A 22,569-nucleotide genomic window follows, 5' to 3' on the forward strand; every position below is an offset into this window, starting at 1 on the left:
AGTCCAACAAACGATCGATCTCGACACCGGTACCGAGACGAATCAGCCTCTGTGCGTGAAGTACAGGCGGTAGGGCGTGGTTTCAAGCACAATCGAGCCGTGCTGGTGTGGGTTAGAGAGCGCAACACGGCAATTGGTCGCTTAGCCGGACGAGTCGGACTGTTTCCTGCCATCGTCCTCGCGCTTTGCGGCGGACTGATGGTCGCGTTCGCCGCCTACAGATTCCTGCTGTGGATCACCCCTGTCGATTCAAGCAAGGCCGCTGCCGAGATCGACGTCACCCGCATCGCGTTGACCGTCGTGGCCGGGGTCGGCGGTGTGGTCGCGTTGGTGATCGCCTACCGGCGCCAGCGCGATATCGAACACAGCCGGTTCGTCGAACGCTTCGGCGCCGCGGCCGCCCAGCTCGGTGCCACCGATGTCGCAGTCCGGATCGCCGGGGTCTACGCGATGGCCGGTGTCGCCGACGAATCCGACGACCGGCATCGCCAGCAGTGCATCGACGTACTGTGCGGCTACCTGCGCCTGCCCTACAGTCCCGAACTTGGGGCCAACCACCAGAGCAAACTAGTCCTCAAGCACCACCGCGGCACCACCGATGGCACCCGTGCCGACGACCAGGAGCGTCACCTCGAATATCGACACAACGACAAAGAAGTGCGCGTAACCATCGTCCGCGTCATAGCAGACCATCTCCGACGCGGAGCCGAATATAGCTGGTCGGCAAACGATTTCGATTTCCGCACCGCGTATCTAGAGGACGTCGACTTCAGCACTGCGAGGTTCTCGGGGGCCGCCCGGTTCGGGGGCGTGATCTTCTCCGGCACCGCCGAATTCGAAGGCGCGACCTTCACCAACGCTGCCGAGTTCGAGCATGCGACCTTCACCGGCACCGCCGGGTTCGGGGGCGCGGCCTTCACCGACAGGGCCGGGTTCAGGGATGTGACCTTCTCCGATACCGCCTGGTTCAAGCACGCGAGATTCTCCGGCACCGCCTATTTCTGGTACGCGACCTTCACCGGCACCGCCGGGTTCGAAGGCGCGACCTTCACCGACACCGTCGAGTTCGCGTGCGCGACCTTCTCCAGCACCGCCGAGTTCAAACGCGCGACGTTCGCCCGCGCCGCCACGTTCGACGGCGCAACGTTCTCCGACACCGCCCAGTTCGAACGCGCGACTTTCTCTGATCCCGCCGAGTTTGAAGGCGTGACGTTCACCGACACCGCCGGTTTCAAGCGCGCGACCTTCACCGGCGACGCCTGGTTCAAGCACGCGACCTTCACCGGCGACGCCGAGTTCGAACGCGCGACCATGACCGGCACCGCCCAGTTCGAGCACGCGACCTTCATCGGCACCGCCGGGTTCGGGGGCGCGACCTTCTCTGATACCGCCAAGTTCGGGCACGCGACCTTCTCCGGCACCGCCTGGTTCAAGATGGTGGATTTTGGAGCCGAGGCCATCTCGTTCGTTGGCCCGAGGCAGTGGGGTCCTCCCGCCCCGGTGTTCGACTGGGACCAGGACATTAGCCAGAAGCCTGACAATGTCGAACCACAAGATTGGCCACCGACTGCGACGCCGACACCAGCCTCTGTTCCATGAGTGTTGAGAATCGTGTCGCGCTGGCGAGGCGTCTAACCGGTCGGGTGGACCGTTTGATGGACAGTTACTGCCCTGTCATACCTGCGCGGTAATCGGCATGTGCGGACGCCCCGCGATCGTTCGCCCCGTTCCTGGCGAAAGTCAGCGAGTTAGTGAACCTTCTGGCCAACTGCCCGCAGCACCTCCGACAGCCACACCAAGTGATGCCCGATCGCTTCGATCAGGATCGGCCAGCAGATCCGTGAGATGCCCCCACGACCACGAGAGCTGACCCAGCGTCAGATCAGCCGGCGCCGTGTCGACATCGTACAACTCATCCCGCGAAATCGACCAGAAGTAGTCTTGATCCAAGCGAACGGTGTCGCCGTCAGTGCCCGCGAACGCGCTGCGCACGGAAGTATCAGATACTCCACGACGTCCGCGCTGCATCACTCCGCGGGTGGTCGTTGATGTCCGCATTCAAGCTCGGCACCGGATTGATCACGCACCAGGGCGAGCGCACCGGCCCAGATGACCAGATCTCCTCCGTCAAGCCATGAGACGTCGAAATGTGCCCCGCACATGGACTCGGTGTATTCGCTTTCGTCGAACTCGACAGTGAGCGCTTCCCTTGGGCGCATCCAATAGTCTTCACCCAGAGCTTCCATCCAGACCGTGATCATCTTGTCGTCGAACGGGTTGGTCACTCTCAGCTTGAGCATGACGGAAGCGTAAGGCAATTCTCGTCATCCGCTCATCGGCATGAGGATGCGTCCCCGCCGCGGCGCCGGCCTTGGTGTGCAGCCGAGCTCTCAGCGGCAACACAGTGCGTTCGCCCACCGACACCTCACGGGAGCTGGAGATCATTCGCGGCGAGACCTTGAGCGATTCCGGTAACCATAACGTCGGCCGCCACCGAACTCCAGTCCCGGAGCCGCCGCTACCGTCAACGCATGGAGATTGCCGACCTCGCCGATCTCATCTGGCTCTTCGAGGACGAGCCGACACCGCAGTTCGATGATCTCGCCTGGCCTGGCGGACTGCATTCGTTCCGGCTGATCCGAGGAGCGCAGACCGTTCTGTTCTCCCTCGCCCCATTGCCGGCGAGGCCTACATCAGCCTCTACACGGGCGAGCAGGAACATACATACATGGGCCGCCTTCGCCCAGTGGATCGAATCACCATCGACCGAGGCCCGGCCGACTACGAAGGCCTGCGCCTGTGGTTTCGGGATCTCACGAACGAGCCTGTGACTTTGCAGACCAAACCTCAGATCCGGCTGTCGTGGGACGTGAAAAGCCTTGGTACCTGGTAGCCCTCCGTCGAGCTGCCTGCGGTTCTCATCGCCGACGGACCAACTGTCGTGACCGCTCTCATCGGGAGCAATTGTCAATTCCTGTGTTGTGTCCTGAACGCGAAAGTGAGGTGTAGGCAACCGATCTGGAGCGGTGCTGCGTGGGAGATGAAGGTGTGGCCCTTCGGAGCCGCCCTGCAGGGGGAGGCTTCAAACCGCCTCATGCTGCGTTGGCTGAAGACCGTCGTGGTGAACGATGAGGGAAAAGGCGTCGAAAGAGGCGTCAGGTGGGGATCGGGAAGACGAGCGTGAGCGAATCGCTGACGACGTGTCGAAATTGACGAAGATAGCATCGAAACCGAGGCGTCACAGGTGCTTCGGGATGAGCCTGGCGGGAGCCTGCTGACTGGCCAGGTGGTGTCCGGCATTCAGGCGACGTGAGCCCGATCTGCTGCTTCCGCGCGGAACTGGAGAAGGCGTGCCTGGATATGCCCTGGTGCTGTGCTGGGGGAGAGGGAGAGTTCCAAGCGGCCCAAGACCGTGAGGGATTGAGTACCGTCGCCGGGTGCGCTGGCGGACCGGCTTGTAGTAGTGGTGAAGCTCCTGTAATGGGGGTGGAGCGAAGGGGCCGGGTCGTTCGTAGTTGTGTTCGTTCGATCAACCAGGGGTTTCCTGGGAGGAGTCGCGTGGATGCGCTGAAGTTGCCGGACAAGTCGTTCGAGATTTCGAAGCGGGCCGTCTGGGAGGCATATGAGAAGGTGAGGGCGAACCGGGGCGCGCCCGGGGTGGACGAGGTGTCGCTTGGGGAGTTCGAGAAGGACCTGAAGGGCAACCTGTATAAGGTCTGGAATCGGCTGTCCTCGGGCACCTATTTTCCGCCGCCGGTGCGTGCGGTCGAGATTCCGAAAGGCCCGGGCCGGGGCACGAGAACGCTGGGTGTGCCGACTGTGGCCGATCGGGTCGCGCAGACTGTGGTGGCGGGGGTGCTGGAGGAGAGAGCCGAACGGGTCTTTCATCCGGATTCCTTCGGTTATCGGCCGAACCGCTCCGCATTAGGTGCGGTCGGGGTCTGCCGGGAACGTTGCTGGAAGCACGACTGGGTGATCGAGTTCGACATCCGCTCGTTCTTCGACAGCGTCCGGTGGGATCTTGTCTGCAAGGCGGTCGCGGCGGTCTGCGACCTGCCGTGGGTGATGCTGTATGTGAAGCGGTGGCTTGCCGCTCCGGTGCAGTATCCCGATGGCACCGTGGTGATGAGGGAGAAAGGGACTCCACAGGGCGGGTTATGCGCAGCTGCGCATAAGTATCCTTATGAACAGCGCTGGGTTATGCGCAGTGGCAGCGATCGGTCCTGGTGACGGCGGTGGCTGGGCCGAATCACTATCCATAACCTGGGGACTCTCTGACCAGACGGTCCGGCATGGTGCCGGCTGCCGGGGATCGGAGGTCAGCTGTCATGACGAGTTTGTCCGTGCTGGTGTCGGGTCTGGAGAACGAGCTACAACGCCTGGGTTACAAGGACTCCACGCTTGTCTGGTACCGGGGCTGCTGGAGGCGGATGCGGAAGTACTTCGCCGCGCGGGGGATTGAGGAATTCTCCCTGGACGCGGCGATGACGTGGGTCGATGACGCCTGCGGTTTCTTCGCCAAGGAGCGGGCCGGGACCTTGTCCCAGACCGATGTGTACTTGTTCAGGGTCGCTGCGATGCTCGAGGACTACAGGGTTCATGGGGCGGTGCTGCGCCGCTACAGCCGGTCGGTGAACAAGCTGGACCCGGCCGGCACCCGCACGGTCGAGCGGTTCCAGGATCATCTGCGCGCGAGCGGCCGTTCGGTGTCGACGGTGCGGACCTACGGCACGCTAGCCGGGGAGTTCCTCGCGTTCACCGGCACCCGGGGAGGACTCGGCTGCTGCGATGCCGCGATGATCGGGGCGTTCGTCGCCACGCTGACCGGATACCAGTTCAAGACCGTCGAGCAGAAACTGTGCGCGGTGCGGTCGCTGCTGCGGTTCGCCGCCGCGGCTGGCCTGGTCGACGGGGCGTGTCTGGAGGCGGTGCCGGCGGTGCGTTCGGCGCGGCAGGCCAGGATCCCGTCGGTGTGGGATCCCGGTGAGGTGGCCGCGATCGTGGAAGCAATCGACCGGGACAATCCGTGCGGGAAAAGGGATTACGCGATCATCTTGCTGATCACCAGGCTCGGGCTGCGCGGCGTGGACATCAAGCGACTGGAGTTCGCCGACTTCGACTGGCCGGGCAACCGATTGTTCGTGACGCAGGCCAAGACCGGTCATCGGGTGGTGCTGCCGCTGCTGAAAGATGTTGGCTGGGCGGTGATCGATTACATCCGCCACGGCCGACCGGACTGCGAGCACCCGCAGGTGTTCGTGCGGCACACCGCCCCGATCGGCCCGTTCTCCGACCAGGACCATCTGCATCAGATCCTGGTCAAACATGCTCGGGCGGCACACGTTCGGGTGAGCGAGAAACGCCGCCACGGCATGCACTCGCTGCGCCATTCGCTGGCGACTCGGTTGATGGAAGCCGGCACGCCGGTTGAGCAGATCGCCGATGTCCTCGGTCACCAGTCCGTCGAATCGACCGGTGTTTACCTCAAATCCTCATTGAGCCTGCTGGCCAAGTGCGCGCTGGACCCGGACGCGCCGAACGACGGAGCGAACCGGTGAACCCCGAACTCACGATGACCGCGGCGATCACCGCCCTGGCCGCAGAGAAACACGCCACCGGTTACAAATACGCCGCCGAGGAGCGGGTGCTGGCCCGGTTCGCTGTGTTCAGCGCCGACCGGTTCCCGGGACAGCAGGCACCGACACGAGACTCGGTGCACGCGTGGATCACCGACGCCCGCGGGCGCGGGGTCAAACCCGCGACCCTGCACGGCCTGGTCGCGCCGGTGCGAGAACTGGCCCGCTGTCCGTTGCGCCCACCAGTCATGTTCGATCTCCTTCGTTCGCCCTGGACGCTACCGGGCCGGGTCGGGCGTCGCTCCCATGACTTGTGAGAGATCTCTGTGGTTTTCGCGCCCTGTCACGGCGCCAGGCCGCGGTACACCGATCCCGAGACGGCGGCCCTTCTGCGTGCGCGGTCATCGGCTACTTAAGACACGGCAACGGCCCCGATCCAGAGAGGCGATTATCTCGTCCACGCGACATGAGGTCGGGTCTGTCACCAGGGGTACGTGCGTCCCGCGGCATCATCGGAAGGTCTGCACCGCAGTAGATCTCACTGCTCGGATCGCCCGCCCAGCGGCATGACAGGACGTTCGAGGAGGCGGTGAGGGCTCGCAGAGTGAGTGCTCGGCTCATCACACGTTGGTGACCGCGGGCTTGCAAGTTATGGATTCAGGGTGCGGAGAAAGTTCATCAGCTTTTCGTCCACGACTTGATATGGATCGCGCCCGTCATCTTTGCGCTGAGCCATTGTGACCAGGTCATCGTCGCTCAGAAAGACGATCATCTTTCCAGATCCGAAATTCGGCTCCGTCCACGCTCTTCGACGTGCAGCAATGGCTGATTGACTTGGGTCGCTTCGAGATACGAGCAGACCGAACATCCGGAACGCTATCGGAAGAAGGTACTGACTTATTGATTCGACTTCCCGCTGACCTATCGGGTCACTGTGGTTCTTGAACTCGGCCACGACGAACCTCGTCTTGAACTCCGAGCGCAGTGCCGACCATGATGAGTTCGCGTACGGGATCGGGTAGATGGCATCCATGATATCGAGCCGATCATCTGTCCGGACCTGCGTATCGGGTGGTTCCAAATCCGGGATGCAGATCTCCGTCAAGATCCGGGCAGCTTCCTTTTCGAAGGACTTCCACCCTTCGAGACCCGGCGGAATCGCAGCTAGATCTGCCGCGACGCGGTCGGCAAGCGTCGAGTCGGTCGAAAATCGAGGTTCGTCGAACAGATCGGTGAAGTCAAGTGCCTCGACGGCCTCCTGAATACGCTGTGCCACATCTGGATTCTTCGCAATCAGTCCATCGAGATAGGCCCGGCCCCATACCGCTGTCACGCCCGATTGCAATAGCAAGTCGAGATCTGACGGCTGGAGATCCTTAGATGATACAAACAAGAACTCGGCATCCGGGATCTGAGTCGTTAACCGCCGTGCGGTATCGGCAACAATGCGAAGCGATGAAGCTGGCAGTCGTCGGCGAGGATTCTTGACCTGTACATAGACATCCTGTCTGGCGGCGTTGCGAACTACGAAATCGATGCCCTGATCCCCGGGACCTCCCAATTTCAGAGGAACACTGATCTCGAACCCTTCTCGCTGCATCAGCAGGGCGACGAGAGCCTCGAAGGTTTCGCCACTGAGCTCTTCCCAGTCCAATCGACTACCCCATCGGCCGTTGGTGTCTCCACAGGCCACAAGCCCGCCATCCGCGAGCCTAGCGCGGCCCATGCCGACTCTGTGCTGAATCGCCCAGGCAGGCCCGTTCGATACTCAGCGCGGATGGTCCGTCGGTCGGTTCAGGGCCGCGCGACATGCGGCATCAACGTGTGTCACGTGGACTTTTCGGCATTGCGAATTATGCTATCGCGGATACGTTCTGGGTGGCTTAGGACTACAAGCAGGTACAGGTAGGGCAGCAGGGCGAGGTCGTCGGGGATCCTGCCGTCATGTTGGATCAGCAGGCGCTCGTCGGCGACAGATTTGTCTCTGTTTGCACCGGTTTTGCCGCCGTAGCCGTGGGTGGCGTTGCGGTGGATGTGGAGCAACTTGGCGGCTGCGGATTCCAGGGACATCTGCCTGGCAGAACCGTCGGGCAGTTGCAGGGTCAGGGAGGTCTCGCCGCGCTGGTGGGGGATGAAGAACCCATGCTGCAAACTTTCTAGAGCCGCAACCGCACGCTCGGCAATGGGTAGCAGAATCTGCGCTGCTTCCGATGGCATCTTGGCCCGAACCAGCTCGATTTGCTTGCGGGCGTAGCTGGCCGTGCACAGCCGTACGAAGTCCACGCCGAGCACCCGGTCGGCGTAGGTGTCGAGCAAGGTATTGGCGAGCATGAGCTGAGCGCCTTTGTCGCGCACCGCGGCCTGCACCGAGGTGGTCAGCCGCAGTGCCTGGTCGATGGTCAGCATCCACTGCTGGTGCTGGTGGGGCAGATAAAGGCCGTTGGCGTCGGCGAAGGTCGCCGGGTCGGTGAGGTAGGCGAAGAGCTGGTTGAGCCGCAGCACCCACCAGTCGATCGCTTCTGCGGATGCTCTCGGCCCGAAAACCGGCGCCGCGGGGGCAGATCGCGGCGCCGCGGTGGGTAGCAGGTTCACAGGTTCTACCGGATACGGTTTGATCGAGGGCAGGGTGCACCCGAAGGTGAACACCAGCGTCGATAGCAGCCGAGGGCAGTGATACGCCCATTGGTACGGCGCGAGGCATCCCATCAACGGTCCGAGGAATGTGCCGCCGAGGATGAGGGTGTCGGCCAGGTTCGCGGAAGAGGAGAACAGCAGCCCGGCCGCTGGTTCCTGGACTTGCCCGGCGCGCAGTTCCGCGATGACCTGCGGGTCCTGGTCCATTCGGAACAGTACCGAGGGGAGTTTGGCTCGCCGCAGCAGGCTGTCGTCTGCGGTGACCAGGTGTGCGCCACGGTCGGGAAACAGAAATTCGGCGCTGTCGGCGATCGTCCAGACGCCCAGGTGCTTGTAGTGGCACTGGGCGAATTCGGCGAGCCGGGTGGGGTCGGCGAGGGCGAGCTCGATCTGGCTTGAGTAGAGCGTGGACAGCAGGTCGCCGCCTTCGGCTTTCGCCGCCGCGGCGCGGCGTGCCTTCTCGAGAGTTGCGGTGAGCTGCACCGGGCTGGGGATCGGGTCGACGATCTTCGGCAGGACATCGAACTGCGGAGCGCTGCGTTGGGGCCCTGCTAGAGTGCGGACTTGCAGCAATTCGGTAGGGCGTCCGGCGTTGGTTGTTGCCGCGTGGACCCGCCAGCGGTTCCCGGTCACGTGTGTGGCGGCCAAGCCGAGGTGGTTGAACAGTCCGGCGACGTTGCCGCCGAAGAGCTCCGGCGGCAGTTGTAGCTCCGCTGAACGCTTCGCTTGCTGCATTCGACCAGCTTAGGCGACCATATCCGCACCGGCGAGCGAGTTTAGGCCGGGTTGCTCAGCGACATAACGTCTGTTGCGAAGCTACCCACCCGAGGCGTTTGCGAGAGATATGCTGTTGACACGCGGCTGCCTACAACCGTGAGTATCCCTAACCAGTCGATCGCACCTAGTCCGAACGTACGATAATCGGCTAGAAGAGTGCGTTCGGGCGACGCCGGGATGGGAATGGCCAGTTAGTTTAGAGAAGCAGGAATTCTCCGTACCGCAACCCACGTCGAGGATCTGCTCGTCTCCGGTGAGGACGCACGCGTCGGCCACATCGGCGTCCAGGTCGTAGGGGTGCTGCGAATAGCGCTTGTGGATGGCGATCTGGTCGTCCAGCAGCGCGAGCGAGTCGTCCATGCGCTCAGCGGCCGCTCTTGGTGACGACGTGTGTGCCGATCACCAGGGCATCGGCCGGAGAGGAACCGAAGAAGGCCAGGGCGTGAGCGGGGCCGGCGACGATCGGCTCCCATCCGGAGTTCAGGCTGGTGTTCAGCACTGCGGGTACCCCGGTGAGTTGATGAAATTGTTCGATCAGCCGCCGATATGCGCCGGGGCCTGGCGGCACGGTCTGGGGTCGGCTGGTGCCGTCGACGTGCGTGGCCGCCACGACCGGGTCACCGTTGGCGGTTGGCAGCGTGAAGGACATGAACGGTGCCCGAATATCGGTGCGGCCGAAAAGGTCCGGAATATGCTCGGCCAGAACCGATGGCCCGAAAGGCCGGAACTGTTCGCGTCGCTTGATGCGGTTGACCCGTTCCCGCATTGCCGCCGACGACGGGTCGGCCAGCAGTGAACGGGCACCGAGCGCGCGGGGCCCGAATTCCATGCGGCCGCAGAACCAGGCGACGATCCGCCCCGCGGCCAGCAACTCCGCCGCGCTGGCGGCGGGGTCCTCGGTCACCTGGTAGGTGATCCCGCATTCGCGCAGCACCGACTCGATCGCGTCGTCGCTGTAGGCCGGGCCGAGACGTGTGTCGTCCAGCCGGGACGGGCGGTAGCCGTGGGCGGCGGCGACGACCAGCGCCGCACCCAGGGCGGTTCCGGCGTCTCCGCACGCGGGAGCGGCGTAGACGTCGATGAACCCGCCGTGAGTGAGGAGTTTGCCGACGGCGACGGAGTTTTCCATGACCCCGCCGGCCACGCACAAGCGCGTGTCGCCGGATTGGCGGTGGCGTTCCACCAGCCCCCGCACTGCGGCTTCGATGGCGGCTTGGGCGGTGGCAGCGACGTTGGCGTGCTCGCGGTGCAGCGGGCCGCCGGGCAGTCGCCGGGGCGGGAAGCCGGGCAGGGTGTCCTCAGCGATCATGGGCAGCTGGTCGGTGTGGAACAGCGGATGCCGGTGGAAGACCTCGCGGTGCAGCAGCGTGGTGTTCAGGTGCGGGCGCCCGGCATCAATCGCAAGCAGCGGCTGCCGACGATACGGGACGCCGTGGGCGGCCAGGCCCATCACCTTGTACTCGTCGTGCTGACTGCGATACCCGAGATACTGCGTGAGGGCGGCAGCGAACAGGCCGATCGAGTCGGGAAACCCCACCGACTCGACCGGGGTGAGTGCGCCAGCACTGCCGCGGAACACCGCCGCGCAGATACCGTCACCGGCCTGGTCAGCGGTGACCACCAGGGACTCGTCGAAACCCGACACCAGATACGCCGAGGCCGCATGCGCGAGGTGATGATCGACGTACTCGATGACGGGAACGTGCCCGAACTGGTACCACAGATACGCCTCGAACCGAGGACCGAAGTCGCGCCAGGTGGCGCGCGGGAACGCGATCACATCCACCTCGTGGATGCCGATCCCCGCCTCGCCCAACACGTACCGGATCGCGTGGTCGGGCATGAGCCCGACGGCGTGCTTGTAGCGGATGAATCGTTCTTCCTCGGCCGCGGCGATGATCCGGTCGTCGTGGACGAGTACGGCGGCGGCGTCGTGATCGGCGCGGCCGAATGTTCCGTGAATGCCGAGTACATACATCGGACTCACACCTCACTTGGGGCGGGCTGCCGGTAGGCGGCGATGGTGCGGTCCAGGCCCTCGCGCAACCCGATCCTGGGCGCCCAGCCGAAACTGTCGCGGGCCTTGGCCGCGGTAGTGACCTGCCGGCGCGGATCAGCGGGGCGCGCCGGGGCGAGGTCGATGCCGCAGTCGGGATGGTCGATCGTGTCGAGGATGTAGCGGGTCATGCCGAGCACGGTGTCCTCGGTCCCGGTGCCGATATTGAAGACCTCGCCGTGCACGTCGTCGCGGTCGGTGAGGGATGCGGCGACCAGGAGTTCGCAGACGTCCTCGACGTGGATCCAGTCGCGGCGCGCGCTGCCGTCGCCGAGAAGGGTTACCCGCCGTCCAGCCAGGGCGCGGGTGATCACGACCGGCACCAGCCAGCCCGGGTATTGGTCGGGACCGTAGATCGTGACCGGCCGGAACACGACCACCGGAAGTCCCTCGCTGGCATGGAATGCCGACAGGTATGCCTCGAACGCCGCTTTGGCGGCGGCGTAGATGGTGGTGGGCCGCACCGGGTCGGTCTCGCGCAGATCGTCGGAGTCGTTGATGCCGTAGACGTCGGCGCTGGACATGAACAGCAGCCGTCCGATCCCGGCGTCGGCCAGCACCCGCAGGTAGCCGATCGGGTCGTCCCCGACCGCGCCTTGTGGGCTGTCGGCGGTATTGACCTCCGCGGCCGAATGGATCACCAGATCCCCGGCACCGATGAGCCGGGCCGCCACCCCGGGTGCGTAGATGGAGATCCGCTCGAAGCGCACGCGTTCATCGGCGAGGATCCGCGACGGGATCTTCTGCACCCCGTACTGCAGCGGATCGACCAGCACCAGCTGCTCGAAGTGCTCGAACGCGGGGTCGTGGTGGATGCGGCGCAGCAAGTTGACGCCGATGAACCCGGACGCTCCCGCTATGACGATGTTGGCCAATGGTTTCACCCCTTGCAGATGGAGTCGATACTGGTGGCGACGGCGCCGATGATCTGTTCGACCGTGGCGTGGTCCATGGCCCGCCACAGCGGCAGGCAGATGTGGCGGCCGGCGAAGTCATCAGCGGCCGGAAATCCGTCGCCGACGTTCAGGCCGGCGAATATCGGCTGGCGGTGCAGCGGTGCCTCGTAGACCCCGCGCGCCAGCTGCACCCCGTGTTCAGCGACCACGCCGCGCAGCGCGGCCCGGTGGACCCCGGAGTCGAGCACGGCCACACATTTGTGGCCACTGACCTGACAGCGGCCGCTGATGGCAGGAAACGTGAGCCCATGGCCGCCCAAACCTGTGGTGTAGCGGTTGATGACGGTGCGGCGGCCGGTGGTGTCGCGGTGCAGGTGAGCGAGCTGTGTTGAACCGATCGCGGCGCCGATCTCGGTCATCCGCCAACTGTTGCCCGCCATGACATGCTGGCCGTCGCGGTTCTTGCCCTGGTTGCGGCACATGCGGGCGACCCGGTCGAGGTCCGGGTCGTCGGTGGTGATCGCGCCTCCCTCACCACCGGTGCTGACCACCTTGGTTGCGAAGAACGACCACGCGGCCGCATAGCCGAAACCACCCGCCGGTGTCCCGGCCAGATTCGAGCCGTGTGCGTGCGCGGCGTCCTCGATCAACGCCACCCCGGCCCGCTCGCACATCCGAGCCAGACGCGGCAGGTCGGGGGACATGTAGCCGCCGATGTGGACGACCACCACCGCCGCGGTGTCTGGGGTGAGCCGCTGCTGGATGTCGGCGATGTCTGGGTACAAACCCGAGTCGTACAGTTGGAGCTGCGCTCCAGCGTGTATGGCGGCGGCGGCGGTGGCGTAGTTCGTGTTCGCCGGGACCAGCACGACGCGGTTGCGGACCTCCAGGGCGCGGAAGATGATCTCTAGCGCGGTGGACCCGGAGTTGACCGCGACCGCATGTCGGGCGTCAGCCATTTCGGCGACTGCGGCTTCGAATGCTTCGGTGTGCTCGCCGAGGACGAGCCTGCCTGAGCGCAGGATCTGCTCGACCGCCGCTAGCACACGCGCGATTTCCCCGTCCGGCAGGGCCGCGGTGAAGGGAGGGATCATCGCAGCTCCACCTCCCGGTGTGCGACCCATGGAGACGCTGCGACCAACTCGGCGGCCACGTCATCGGCTGCCGGGTGCCGCGTGGGAAACGCCAAAGACTGTGGCTTGCCGGTCATCCTGGCCACCAACTCACCGGAGGCGTGCAGCGCCAAGGTCATCTTGCCGGGCAGCACTGTCCACAACCCGGTGATGCCTTCGGCCGCCGAGTGGTCGATGACGGCGTAGTTCGGTGCCGTGCCCCACTGATCCTGTTGTGCGCCAACGTGTTCGGTCTTCGAGCACACCCAGGCCACGCCGCCGTCGTGGTCGATCACACCGGGGACCAGCCACCCCGATAGTTCACTGTTCAAGGCGGCAGCCTCCCCGGCCGGAACAGGCCATCGAGCAGGGCGGTCCACCCATCGCTGCACTGCGCCGTATCGAGAGGCGAGCACGGTGCCTGCCGCCGCGGCGGGGGCCAGCGCTGGCCAGCCGAACTCCAGTCCGATGATCGGGCGCGGCAGCTGCCCCGGATAGGCCATCATCATCTCCAGCCGCGAACTCAACTGCCCACCGATCACCGACCCGGCCCCCTCCAGCAGCTGTTTGGTGCCGATCCCCGCGCACACCACGACATTCGATGTGCTGATGCGTCCCTGCGCCATCTCAACGGCCCGGACGCCGCCGTCCTCGATCTCGATGCGCTGCGCGCCCGTGGCCACCGCGATCTCCACGCCCAGGGCTACACACCGTGCAGTGAGCTCTGCCAGCACAGCGCGGGTATCGATGATCAGCTCCCCGACCGCGCATCCCCGCACATCGCGACCCTGCTCACCGATGAGCTCGCGCAGCTGTCGAGCATCCACGCCGTGGTGGACGATGTCGTGGTGCCGCCACAGGGATTCATAGACCTGCAGGGTCTCCGAATTAGCGACATACCAACAGGATTCGGTGGTGATCAGGCATTCGGGGAACGACGACCGGTAGGCGGCTTGCGCCTGCTGGCAGGCGGTGACGATCTCCGGATGCCAGCGCGCGTAGAGCGCGCCGGAGTGGATCATGCCGTGATTGCTCGTCGTCGCCCCGGAGCCGAGCAAGCCACGTTCCAGCAGCACCACCTGCCAGCCCGCAGCAGCCAGCCGAACAGAGGTCATCAGCCCCGCGATCCCGCCGCCCACAACGACGCATCCGACCGTGCGTGTCATCTCCGACCACCTTCCATTCCTGGTTGGAAGACATCAGGCGCCGGGGGCTCACCGACCGGGCGCCTGCTTCGCCGCATCCTCATTGATCCGGTGAGACAGGAGTTTGGTTCAGGGCACATGCCCGGCGCCTGGTGCTGGATTCAGCCTGACGCGGCGAATGCTGTTGGGCGACAGCGTCGATCGGACCACCGGATGTGCAGAATCTGCGGTCGACACCACACCCGGCGGCCTACAGTGTGTCCGTATTGACGCAAATCGGCGCAGGTCAAGGGGTAGACATGGCCGAGGATTCGACCTTCGCGTGGAACACACCACAGTTCCGCGCCCTTTTGGCCGCTCGGCGTCCCGGGCGCGCGTTCATGCTCGTGCGCAAGGCGGCGGGTATGACCCAGGCCGGGTTCGGCGAGCTCATGCACTGGGACCGCACCCACGCCGGGCGGGTCGAACGCGACGAAGTCGCTACCATCTGCGACATCTACCAGATGGGCCGCACCGCCGATGCCCTGGGCATCCCGCGGCTCGCGTTACTGCCCGCCTTGCTCGAAACGCCCGACGTTGGGAACATCGAAATCACCGACAGCGAAGGAGCCGACGTGGACCGTAGGCAGTTCGGGCAGGCCAGCGCATTCATCCTCGCCGCCGCCCTCACCACCACCCCGGCCGCAGCGACCTCCCACGCTGCCACCGGCCAGCTCGTGGGAACCGACCACGTGCACCATTTCGCCGCAATCGCCGATCGGCTGTGGGCACACGACAACGACTTCGGCAGCGGCGGACTCGTCCAGACCGCGCTCGACCAGTTCACCATCGCCAAACGGCTGCTCGACCACGCCGACTACGATCCTCGCACCGGCACCGAACTAGCCGCTGTCGCAGGCAATCTCGGCTTGGTCAGCGGTTGGCTCGCCTACGACGGCGGCGACCAGACCACCGCCAGCGACTGCTACAAAGACGCGCTGATCCTCGCAGAACGCGGCGGCGACGACTCATTGGCCGCAGATATCATCGACGCCCTGCGGCAGCAGGCATGGACTGGTGGCCGGGTGCGTGAAGCCCTCCAACTGAGCCTGCGCGCCAGCGCCCGCAGCCGCCACGACCCCTCCGCCCGCCTGCAAGCCCTGCTCGCCGCCCGCGAAGGCGTCGCCTACGCTGCCGTCGGCGACCGCAGCCAATGCGAACGGGCACTCGCCGCCGCCTGGCGCCAAGTCGACCGCGGTCTCGACGACTCCAACGACCCCGTACGGCTGCACTACATCACCGAAGCCGAGATCCGCACCATCGAAGCCCACGCCCGCCGCTACCTCGGCCAGCATGACAAGTCCGTCACCATCTACCACGACAGCGTCACACGCGGCGCCCACCCACCCCGCGACGAAGCTTCCTACCGCGCCTACTACGCCGCCTCCCTCGCGCGCCTCGGCGATACCGCCACCGCCATCAACGAAGGACTCGCCGCGCTCACCATGCTCGACGGCCCGGTGACATCACCGCGACTGGTCAATGAACTGCGGCCCGTCTACATCGCCGCACAACAGACCCGCGGCGACGACGCCGACCACTTCCGAACACGATTCGACATCCTGGCCAGGACAGCGTAGATCGCTGGGCAACCACAGGCAGCCACCAGATCAGCGGACCCCTCCCAGATTCAGGCAGGTCCGCCGGCACACCCAGCACCGACTGACATTGGGTCGAAGAACGCTCCTGTCACCTACCGCACCGATCACTGTCACAATCGCCACCGCGACAGCCTCAACGAGGTCAAGGTCGAGTCATTCCATCAGCTATGGCTTGCGGTGGCGGCCGGCGTAGGGGTCTGCGTCCAGGTGCTCGAGGACAGTCTGAATCTTCTCCTGCACTTGGCCCAATGTCGCGGTGATGGCGTCGATCTTGTCGTGGTTGACAGAGCCGACGACAGATTCCTCGAGCTGGGGCTCGCCGGTGGGGGCAATGCCGTCACTGCGGAGGTGGTGGGAGTCGGGCCCGGCGGGCTGGTCGACACGCCAGCAGTCGTGCATGCCGATGGAGGCCAGCAGGTCGGCGATGGTGACGAGGTCGCCGTCCTTGTTGATGATGATGTCGCTGAGCTGCATGTCGGGTTCCTTCCTGAACAGACCGGTGACCCGGTCTCCTCGGCCTGAGACGACGTTGATGTCTATGAATCGGACCGCCGAACACGGCGGCGGTGGAGGAGAACTGAAAGATGTCGATGGGTTTGCCGCTCATCGCCTCCCAGCCGCATGGCCGTCGCCGCGGTAGAGCTGGTCGGCGTTGCCGCTGTCGGGACGTGGCGGCTGGTTCGATAACTGGCGAGATCCTGGACACAAGCTGGTGATCCGACTCGATCCTGTCCTCGCTCGTCCGGGCTCCTCGTGCCACGGTGGCGGACAGATGACTTCACTGCTACCTCACTCTGGCGGAGTTGAAGCCGCGTGCACGGGCGCGGCGTACCGCTGACCAGTTCACAGTCGAGGGCGCAGTAATACACCGAACCCATTGAGAAGCTGTGTGATTGGGCTGCTGATGCGTCGGGCGATCGGTGCCTTGGCAGGCAACTCGTCGGCTGCGAAGTGATGCCGTGGATCGGTCACCGCTGGCTGCCGCGGCCAGCCCTACACCATGGCGGTTGGCATGGCTCTGTCGTCGTGGGTGCCGCTGGAGGGGTTGAGCTGGTAGCGGCCTGCGCCGAGGGGGATCGATCGTTGGAAGACGTCGTGCTGGTAGGCGCCCCACTGTGTCTTCACCGACCATGTGACTTCGATGATCTCGGTCAGGTCGGGTAGGCGTGCGCCGGTGAGGTCGGCGTCGACGAGGATCGAGTAGTTGAGGTTGGCGCCACACAGATTCGCCCCGGACAGGTCTGCGTGCGCGAGGTGGGCGCGAGAAAGATGCGCACCACGCAGGTTGGCGTCCGGTAACCGGGCGCCGGACAGTTCCGCGCCGTAGAGCACCGCCTTCGACAGGATCGCACCGGACAGATTCGCCTTCGGCAGATGCGCCCAGGACAGGTCCGCCCCAGACAGGACAGCACCGGACAGGTCCGCGCGCGACAGGTCCGCGCCCGAGAGGTTCGCGCCGGTGAGGTTCGCACCGATCATCCGCGTGTACGGCAGGTGTGCACCAGACAGGCGGGCGCCGATCAACGCGGCGTTGGTCAGGTCCGCGGCGGTCAGGTCGGCGTCGGTGAGTTCGGCGCGGGAAAGGTCTGTGCTGAACAGTTGCGCCCGCATGAGGTTGGTGCCGAAGAAGTTCGCCCCGCGCAGCGGCATGCCCTCGAGGGTGCAGCAGGTCAGCTGCGCGCCGATCAGGTTCACCCCCGCCAGGTCCACATCCCGCAGGTCGGCGCCGCTGAGGTCGACCACGCCACCGGGCACACCACATCGCTTCGCGTGGGCTGCGTCGGTGTGCGGCTGCTCAGGGTCGGCGGCGGCATCGTTCAATAGCCCGTTCACCCGCAGCACCGGCAAGATCTGGCCGAGAGAAGTTTTCCGGTCCAACGGCGGGGCAGACTTCTGTTCACAGTCGGCTGCGCGCGCCCCCGCCTGTGCCCGCAACCGCTGCCGCGCGGACAGGACTGCCCACCCGCCGGCCTCCAGGCCGAGCGCTACCGCCGCAACGTATGGGTTCAGCGCGAACAGCAAGGCATCGGCCAGTATCACACCCCAGCCCAAGGCATTCGCCCGAATCGAGAGCGTGCGCACGATCCTGGAGATGGCCTCGGCCATCGCGGCGATCCGCTCGATGGACTCGTCTGTGGGTCGGTCCTCGTCTGCGTCCAAGGCGCGCTGCAGCCGCGCCCACCCGGCATCGCCGTCGCCGTCGCCGTATGCCTCGACGAAGAAGTCCCCCAGTTCTTCGAAAGCGTCGCCGATGGTGATCGACTCGACCGTGTTCACGTTCTCCCGGCTGTCGTTCATACCGTCACTTCTCCTACACCGGGGGTGGTCTTCTTCTGCTCCGCCGCCTCAGCATCGGCGAAGGTGATCTCATGCCCGTCGCGGTTGGCGAAGGTCCTGATCTTCGTACGCGCCGAACACCTGTGTGCCCGCACGGTTTTCACCGACGTACCCAACGCCTTCGCGATCGCCGCGTCGGATTCGTCCATGAACCACCCCAGAAACGCCACCCGGAACTCCCCCACCGTGAGCTTCCTGGACGCCACCGCGATGAAGCGCTGCACCAGGTCCCGGTCGAGTACCTGATCGAATTCCTCGCTGTCGCTGGCCGACAGCTTCCCCAGTGGGACATCGGATTCGATATAGGTGTCGCGGAAGACCAATTTGCTGTCCTTGCGCCACATCTCGACCACGCAGTTCTTGGCGACCTTGATCAGAAGGGCCCTCTGCTGATCCTCGGTCTTGCGTTCCAGAGCCGGGCCGTAGGTCTTGAACACCCGCAAGAACACCTCATGCTCAAAGTCGTCGGCGCGGGCACCGTCCCCGCACAACGCGATCAGCAGATGCCGCCGTACAGAACCGCGGTGAAGTCGATACAGTGCCTCGAAGCGCTCACGATTCGGTTTCGTCAGCCGGTCATTCGTCATACCGAGGACAGCTCCCCCACTGGTGACAACACTGATGGCAATGCTGGTGGGCAGCGCAGCTCACCCGCTGCAGCGCCCACCTCGACGACGCACCCCGACATCGAGGCAACTCGGCGGGCAACACGAACCGCGCAGCCCCCGATAGGCGCTTCCGGCAAGGTCGTTGGGATCTCGATGTGCTTCGAGCAACCGACAACACTCAACCAGATCACGCCCGGCTCCGCGACGAGCACGAACGATAGCGGGGTTTCGCTCCATAGGGCGTGGATCCCGGGCAGCACGGTCATGACAAGTACACGCACCAGCACCGAAAAACATAAAGATCCGCAGGTCATGAGAGTGCCGGGAGAACTGCGCTGGCTCGCTTCAACGGCATCGGGTGCTAGCACATGTCCCGCGTAGTCTCGGGGCCAGCATGCGAGCTATCGATGGCTATGACGCGACAAATCCGGCGGCCGATGCCGAGGGGTCGTTGGATGCGCTCGGTGAGCCAACCGCAGCGGTGGTCGGCATCGACGGGGCACCGCCTACCAGCGAGGCGACGATCCCGGCCGGCACCAGGATTTGCGGGGATTACACCGGTTACGGTCGTTGCCGTCGGTTAGCCGCGCACTCGGAAGCGCTCGCCTGATACCTTCCCAGGCCCAGGTAGCGCAGTCCGGCTCTGCGCGGGCCTGACGGATCGAGGCAGTTACGGGTGTCGAATACGAGGTCTCCTGCCATCGATGCGGCGATCTGGGTCCAGTTGAGTGTGTGGTAGTCGGGCCAGTCGGTGAGGAGTACGAGTGCATCGGCGCCGTGAGCTGCACCGACTGGGTCTGCGGCACATTCGAGTTCGTCCTGGTCGTCGAGCTGCGCTGCGGGGTCGCGCGCTGTGACGTGGGCGCCGCGGCGGACTAGCGTTGTCGCGATCTGGATCGCCGGCGAGTGGCGATGGTCGTTCGTTCCGGGTTTGAAGGTCAGTCCGAGTACGCCGATTCGAGTGTTGTCCAGCCCTCCGAGTTCGTCGTGGATGCGGTTGACAATGTGTTGTTGGTGTTCGGTGTTGGCGTGTATGGCGGCGTCGAATACGGCGAAATCGACTCCGGCTGTTTTAGATTGGTGGGCCAGAGCGGTGGCGTCTTTGGGTAGGCAGGGACCGCCCCAGCCGGGGCCGGGTTGGAGGTGGTCGCCGCCGATGCGCTGGTCGGCGCCCAGGATGTGGGTGATGTCGGTGACGTCGGCGCAGAGTTGGTCGCACAGGCGGGCGATGGAGTTGATGAAAGACAGTTTGGTGGCGAGGAAGGCGTTGGCGGCGTATTTGGCCAGTTCCGCAGATGCCGGGTTGGTGGTGATGATCTCGGTGCGGATCGCGTCGTAGAGGCTGGCGATGCGTTTGGCCGCGGCTGGGTCGTGGCTGCCGAGGACAATCCGGGTTGGGTGGAGGAAGTCGTAGACGGCGTGTCCTTCGCGCAGGAACTCGGGGTTGGCCACGGTCGAGAGGTCGTCGCGGCCGAGGAGTGCGGTGATCTTGTCGGTAGTGCCTACGGGCACTGTGGATTTGGTGGCGATCACGGTGCCGGGAGCGAGTTGGTGCCGGAGATGGGTGAGGGTGGTGTGGATTGCGGCCAGGTCGGCCGATCCGTCCGGTCGGGCCGGGGTTGGTAGGCACAGCATCACGATGTGGGCGTGGGTGGCGGCGGTGGGATCGGTGTCGAAATGCAGTGTTCCGGCGGCGAGTCCGTCCCGCAGCATGGTGGTCAGGTCTGGTTCGGCGAGGTGTGTGCGGCCGGCGCGGAGCGCGGTGATGATGTTCGGGTCGTTGTCGATGCAGATGACGGTGTGGCCGAGTGAGGCGAGGCAGACGGCGGTGGTGAGCCCGACGTAGCCTGCTCCGAAGACGGCCACGTGGTGGGTGGAGGTCATGTGGTTCTCCGCGGCGGTGGGGCGGTGGGCGGAAGGGTGCGGCCGGTGGCTCGGGCGGCGGGGGTGAGTCGGTCGAGGTAGGTGCAGTGCTCGATGACTTGGTGGTCGAGGTCGGTCAGCGGGCCGTAGGTGGTGAGGAAGGCTGCTTCGAGATCGGGGCGCTGGCGCCAGTAGCGGTCGGCGAGGCGCACAAGGTCGCGGGCGGCCAGGTCGAGGCGTGCGTGCTCGAGGTCGATGACGGACAGGGTTCCGGTGGGGTCGCGGATGAGGTTGCGTGGGGTGAAGTCGAGATGGCACGGCACTGCCGCGATGTGACCGAGGGCTGCGAGGCCGCGCAGGTGTGCGCGGATGGTGCGGCGTTCCCGGGCAGGTAAGTGGGGGTCGGCGAGATGGAGCCACTGCTCGCCGCGCTCAGCCAGCCACCCGGTTGTGTCGACGGTGTCGGTGGCGGGCTCGGCGGCATGCCAGGAGGCCAGCAGTGCGCCGGCTTGCTGGTAGGCGTCGAGTTCGCGCTCGATCGGCAGGCTGAGCTGGTCCAGCGGTTGGCCGGGTAGCGCGGTGATGATGATGGCCGGTGGATTGTCGATGTGGGCGAGCAGGCGAGGGACGCGGCCTTGGACGGCTGGTGCCCATTGCTGGTAGGCGTGCAGTTCGTTGGTGTGCCGGTCGAGACTGCGGTGTGCTTTGACGATTACCTCGCCGTGCGTAGTAGCCGCCTGTAGCACAGTGGTGTTCTGGTGGCCGCGGTGTTCGCGGATCGGTCGGCTGTCCGGGTCCAGGTGGCGTCGGCAGAGGTCGAGCAGCTCGGCAGCGGAGGTCACGCCGGGTCCTGGGTCAGGTGGTTGGTGTCGTTGTGTGCGGTGAGCATCCATACCGGCTGCCCGAGCCGGTTGACGTGCAGTTGCCATCGGGTCAGGCATGCGTGATCGGTGGTGAACCGCGCGCGCTGGCATGTCCCTGGTGGCAGGCCGAGGAGCAGGGTATGGGCAGCTTCGATCGTCTCTCCGTGGGCGAGGATCAGGATGCGCTGCTGTGGGTGGTCTGCGATGATGCGGTCGAGTGCACCGGCGGCGCGGTTCAGGTAGCTCGACCACGATTCGGCTCCATCGGCGTAGGGGCGGTCTGGGTCGTGTTGCGGCGGACCGCCGAATGCGTCTTTGACGGCTCGCCACGGCTGGCCGTCAGCGCTGCCGTGGTCGGCGCCGCGCAGTTCCGGGTCGACGATCGGGTCGATTCCGAGCGCTGAGGTGACGATGGCAGCTGTTTCACGAACCCGCCGGCGGGGCGTGGTGTAGGCGACGTCGAACGGGTGTATGGCGTGTTCGTCGGCGAGACGTGTGGCGAGTTGTTGGACTTGGCGGCGGCCTCGGTCGGTGAGGCCGATGCAGCCACGTTCGCCGCCGACGATGCCGCGGGCGTTGCAGACGGCTTCGCCGTGGCGGGCGATCAGGAGTTCGGTCGTGACGGTCATGGGTGGCCTCCCCGGGGTTGACGAGTCGGGATCGGATGGTGCCCTGAGCGACCGCCGTCGAGGGTGACGGCGGAGATCATCGGGGCCCGACCGCCGATCTGTTGAGCGGATGTCCGATGGGTGTGGCGCCCTCCGGGTGCAGATCAGGCGATGGTGGATGGTGGTGGCCACGGCCTCATGTCGTCCCAGCTGTGCCGGTAGCCGTTGCGGTGGAGGTAGGGCTTGGTCAGCTGGTGGTGGATCTCGCTGTAGTGCCGTAGCTGTGCGAGCGAGCAGGAAGCCCTGTTGGGCGCGGTGTGGTGGTTGTAGATGGCGAGCGCTTCTTCGACGACGCTCGAGGCGATCCGTCCGTGGGTCATCGCCGTGCTGACGATCAGTTTGGCCAGGTCGTAGCCGAACGGCGCCAAGGTCAGGTCGTCGAAGTCGATGATCG

20 protein-coding genes are annotated in these 22,569 nt (G+C 65.3%); 5 read left to right on the forward strand and 15 right to left on the reverse strand.

Translation table 11 applies throughout. From position 1 onward, the window contains the following. Window positions 1-249 precede the first annotated feature (249 nt). Window positions 250-486, reverse strand: coding sequence for a hypothetical protein (locus NA4_RS41540; RefSeq protein ID WP_169811106.1), 237 nt, complete (start codon window positions 484-486; stop codon window positions 250-252). Here NA4_RS41540 and NA4_RS24145 point away from each other — a divergent pair. Further along, a complete protein-coding gene (locus NA4_RS24145) occupies window positions 451-1,599 on the forward strand; it encodes a pentapeptide repeat-containing protein (protein WP_169811107.1) in 1,149 nt (382 codons plus the stop codon). The two genes, NA4_RS41540 and NA4_RS24145, sit on opposite strands and share 36 nt — an antisense overlap. Before the next feature lie 428 nt (window positions 1,600-2,027). Here NA4_RS24145 and NA4_RS24150 read toward each other — a convergent pair whose 3' ends face one another. After that, window positions 2,028-2,300: a hypothetical protein gene (locus NA4_RS24150; RefSeq protein ID WP_067474313.1), complete on the reverse strand. Its 273-nt coding sequence runs from the start codon at window positions 2,298-2,300 to the stop codon at window positions 2,028-2,030. A 1,258-nt stretch (window positions 2,301-3,558) separates the two neighbouring features. Between NA4_RS24150 and NA4_RS24155 the strand changes: the two genes are divergently transcribed. The 3 genes from NA4_RS24155 (at window position 3,559) to NA4_RS24165 (ending at window position 5,893) form a co-directional block, all read left to right on the forward strand. Beyond that, window positions 3,559-4,230: a reverse transcriptase domain-containing protein gene (locus tag NA4_RS24155; protein WP_218022370.1), complete on the forward strand. Its 672-nt coding sequence runs from the start codon at window positions 3,559-3,561 to the stop codon at window positions 4,228-4,230. Window positions 4,231-4,328: 98 nt separating this feature from the next. Further along, window positions 4,329-5,558: a site-specific integrase gene (locus NA4_RS24160; RefSeq protein WP_067474316.1), complete on the forward strand. Its 1,230-nt coding sequence runs from the start codon at window positions 4,329-4,331 to the stop codon at window positions 5,556-5,558. After that, window positions 5,555-5,893: a hypothetical protein gene (locus tag NA4_RS24165; protein WP_067474319.1), complete on the forward strand. Its 339-nt coding sequence runs from the start codon at window positions 5,555-5,557 to the stop codon at window positions 5,891-5,893. Before NA4_RS24160 ends, NA4_RS24165 begins: the two co-directional genes overlap by 4 nt. A 332-nt stretch (window positions 5,894-6,225) precedes the next feature. On the opposite strand, the gene NA4_RS24170 is transcribed toward NA4_RS24165, so the two are convergent. The 6 genes from NA4_RS24170 to NA4_RS24200 form a co-directional block, all read right to left on the reverse strand. Continuing rightward, on the reverse strand, window positions 6,226-7,230 hold the full coding sequence (locus NA4_RS24170; protein WP_169811108.1) for a restriction endonuclease: 1,005 nt from the start codon (window positions 7,228-7,230) through the stop codon (window positions 6,226-6,228). 173 nt (window positions 7,231-7,403) lie between these two features. After that, complete coding sequence (locus tag NA4_RS24175; RefSeq protein ID WP_067474326.1) at window positions 7,404-8,945, reverse strand: hypothetical protein; 1,542 nt, start codon at window positions 8,943-8,945, stop codon at window positions 7,404-7,406. A 406-nt stretch (window positions 8,946-9,351) separates the two neighbouring features. Beyond that, on the reverse strand, window positions 9,352-10,965 hold the full coding sequence (locus NA4_RS24185) for a carbamoyltransferase family protein (protein ID WP_067474330.1): 1,614 nt from the start codon (window positions 10,963-10,965) through the stop codon (window positions 9,352-9,354). Between the two features lie 5 nt (window positions 10,966-10,970). Then, entirely contained in the window at window positions 10,971-11,918 is a 948-nt protein-coding gene (locus NA4_RS24190) for an NAD-dependent epimerase/dehydratase family protein (RefSeq protein ID WP_169811109.1), read from the reverse strand. Between the two features lie 5 nt (window positions 11,919-11,923). Continuing rightward, window positions 11,924-13,033 (reverse strand): DegT/DnrJ/EryC1/StrS family aminotransferase, encoded by a 1,110-nt coding sequence (locus NA4_RS24195; RefSeq protein WP_067474334.1) that lies wholly within the window; start codon window positions 13,031-13,033, stop codon window positions 11,924-11,926. After that, window positions 13,030-14,217 carry an NAD(P)/FAD-dependent oxidoreductase gene (locus NA4_RS24200; RefSeq protein ID WP_067474336.1) on the reverse strand — a complete coding sequence of 396 codons (1,188 nt, stop codon included), beginning with the start codon at window positions 14,215-14,217 and terminating at the stop codon, window positions 13,030-13,032. The genes NA4_RS24195 and NA4_RS24200 overlap by 4 nt, the downstream gene beginning before the upstream one ends. Before the next feature lie 278 nt (window positions 14,218-14,495). Between NA4_RS24200 and NA4_RS24205 the strand changes: the two genes are divergently transcribed. Beyond that, window positions 14,496-15,815 (forward strand): NsdA family TPR-like regulatory protein, encoded by a 1,320-nt coding sequence (locus NA4_RS24205; protein WP_067474339.1) that lies wholly within the window; start codon window positions 14,496-14,498, stop codon window positions 15,813-15,815. 186 nt (window positions 15,816-16,001) lie between these two features. On the opposite strand, the gene NA4_RS24210 is transcribed toward NA4_RS24205, so the two are convergent. The 7 genes from NA4_RS24210 to NA4_RS41550 all read right to left on the reverse strand — a co-directional run. Next, window positions 16,002-16,310 (reverse strand): hypothetical protein, encoded by a 309-nt coding sequence (locus NA4_RS24210; protein WP_067474342.1) that lies wholly within the window; start codon window positions 16,308-16,310, stop codon window positions 16,002-16,004. Window positions 16,311-16,829: 519 nt separating this feature from the next. Next, the gene (locus NA4_RS24215) at window positions 16,830-18,134 is read right to left on the reverse strand and encodes a pentapeptide repeat-containing protein (RefSeq protein WP_067474345.1); all 1,305 of its coding nucleotides are present in this window, start codon (window positions 18,132-18,134) and stop codon (window positions 16,830-16,832) included. Continuing rightward, window positions 18,131-18,760 (reverse strand): RNA polymerase sigma factor, encoded by a 630-nt coding sequence (locus NA4_RS24220; RefSeq protein WP_067474349.1) that lies wholly within the window; start codon window positions 18,758-18,760, stop codon window positions 18,131-18,133. The genes NA4_RS24215 and NA4_RS24220 overlap by 4 nt, the downstream gene beginning before the upstream one ends. A 582-nt stretch (window positions 18,761-19,342) precedes the next feature. Next, window positions 19,343-20,665 (reverse strand): UDP-glucose dehydrogenase family protein, encoded by a 1,323-nt coding sequence (locus NA4_RS24225; protein WP_067474352.1) that lies wholly within the window; start codon window positions 20,663-20,665, stop codon window positions 19,343-19,345. Further along, window positions 20,662-21,486, reverse strand: a complete 825-nt coding sequence (locus NA4_RS24230) for an aminoglycoside phosphotransferase family protein (protein WP_218022371.1) — start codon at window positions 21,484-21,486, stop codon at window positions 20,662-20,664. Before NA4_RS24230 ends, NA4_RS24225 begins: the two co-directional genes overlap by 4 nt. After that, on the reverse strand, window positions 21,483-22,136 hold the full coding sequence (locus NA4_RS24235) for a histidine phosphatase family protein (protein ID WP_067474355.1): 654 nt from the start codon (window positions 22,134-22,136) through the stop codon (window positions 21,483-21,485). The genes NA4_RS24230 and NA4_RS24235 overlap by 4 nt, the downstream gene beginning before the upstream one ends. 143 nt (window positions 22,137-22,279) lie before the next feature. Further along, the coding region (locus NA4_RS41550; protein ID WP_218022372.1) for a hypothetical protein at window positions 22,280-22,569 on the reverse strand (290 nt) is incomplete at its 5' end.

The sequence above is a fragment of the Nocardia amamiensis NBRC 102102 genome, from assembly GCF_001612745.1.
In the GTDB taxonomy this organism is placed as follows: domain Bacteria; phylum Actinomycetota; class Actinomycetes; order Mycobacteriales; family Mycobacteriaceae; genus Nocardia; species Nocardia amamiensis.